This is a genomic window from Methylobacterium nigriterrae (genome assembly GCF_037106235.1).
In the GTDB taxonomy this organism is placed as follows: Bacteria; Pseudomonadota; Alphaproteobacteria; order Rhizobiales; family Beijerinckiaceae; genus Methylobacterium; species Methylobacterium nigriterrae.
The window spans coordinates 1-1,497 of the sequence record NZ_JBAWTG010000355.1 but is presented as its reverse complement, the minus strand read 5'-3'; the positions used below and the strand labels follow the sequence as shown (position 1 = coordinate 1,497).

Sequence of the window (1,497 nt, the reverse complement as noted above, 5' to 3'; positions counted from 1 at the left end):
GATCGCCTCGAACGCGGGCGTCGAGGGCTCGATCGTGGTCGGCAAGATCTCCGACAACACGGGCTCGGAGACCTACGGCTTCAACGCCCAGACCGAGGAATACGTGGACATGCTCCAGGCCGGCATCGTCGACCCGGCCAAGGTCGTCCGGGCGGCGCTGCAGGGTGCCGCCTCGGTCGCCGGCCTGCTCGTCACCACCGAGGCGATGGTCGCCGACGCGCCGAAGAAGGAGAGTGCGGCTCCGGCGATGCCGGGCGGCGGCATGGACTTCTGATCCATCCAATTTAGATGAAGACCCGATTGGGCCGCCAAATGGCGGCCCTTTTACTTATTATTCGCGAATTTTATTGCCGCTCCAACCATCATCAATGTCGCGCAAGATCCCGTTGAGGCGTTTAGCCTGCTGCTTCAGCGTCTCTTTGGCATCCGCACATCAAGGCACACCCCGCTCTTCTGATCCCAGACTGCGCTTTTATCAGCTCAACAAGGCCACCGACACGCGTCCGGCTTGGCTTTGACACGCTCGTTAGCGTCGCAGCGGCGTTTCAATAGCGCGTGACCGTATGGATCGTTCCAGACGCGCAGAACGCCGTGTAAGAAAAACGACGGTTTCCCAAGCACTTCAACCTGTTAGGTTTGTGTGTCTGGAAATCAAAATGCTGGGCGATCCCGGCCCTTTCGCACGGTGAGCGTTATGGAGCCGCCCAGTTCGCGGAAGGGGAGTTATGGCACCACTCAGGGCGCGTAAGCCCCAGCCTCCAAGCCTCTCCTGAAAGGAGGCTGCTGCCGGCTTTCCCGGCGGACGTACGGGGACGCTCCTATCATGATGGCAACGTGAGTCCGGCCTATAATGGCAAATGCCGTGGTGTACCGGGAAACTGCCCTCGAAGCAGGCTGTACTGTTGGCGATCATCCTAGCTGGCGCTTCTACGCCAGCTATTGCCAAATCCATGGAACTTACAAGGTACGCGACGACATTTGGGTCTTTAACGTGGGCAAAATATTCCTGCAAAAATTCTGAAAGTAGATAACGTAGAGATCTTTACAAAGCTCAAGGATGCCGGGATGAAGTCAGAAGATTTTTTTGGTGAAGAGTTCCAGTCCCTAGTCACCGTTGTCATGATTGAGTTAGAGAAGGAGAAGAATCGACCTAAATTATGCGAGCTGATCCTTGATCAGTATGGGCCGAGAGGGCGCATCATGCCTGGGCTGACCGAGAGATTGCACTGATCGCTCCCCAGCTGGAACGCGGCAGGCGAATTCGCATAATCGGCTCGCTTCCCTTCGCGTAAGTGCCCTTATGGCGCCGGGGCACCGACCGCGACATGCCAAGAGGGGGAGCGCGCGCGGCCGGTGCCTGCCACCCCGGATCATCGCGTGCCAGGGCGCGCGGCCAGGCTGCGCTCCGGTGAGTGGCGCCGATATCCGTAGAAACCACGCGGGTTCCATAAGCCCATCTTCGCGCGCGCGAGGCCTCGGGAAATTCGCGTAAGCGGA

Annotated in this window: 2 protein-coding genes; both read left to right on the top strand. The window is 58.9% G+C overall.

Annotated features, from left to right (window positions below; genetic code table 11):
- On the top strand, positions 1–274 hold a 274-nt coding region (locus WDW90_RS37020), incomplete at its 5' end, for a TCP-1/cpn60 chaperonin family protein (protein WP_336492708.1).
- Between the two features lie 791 nt (positions 275–1,065).
- Positions 1,066–1,230, top strand: coding sequence for a hypothetical protein (locus WDW90_RS37015; protein WP_336492707.1), 165 nt, complete (start codon positions 1,066–1,068; stop codon positions 1,228–1,230).
- Positions 1,231–1,497: the final 267 nt, after the last annotated feature.

Coding starts and splice junctions, on each gene's coding strand:
- WDW90_RS37015 (WP_336492707.1), top strand. CDS start 1,066: ATGAAGTCAGAAGATTTTTTTGGTGAAGAGTTCCAGTCCCTAGTCACC.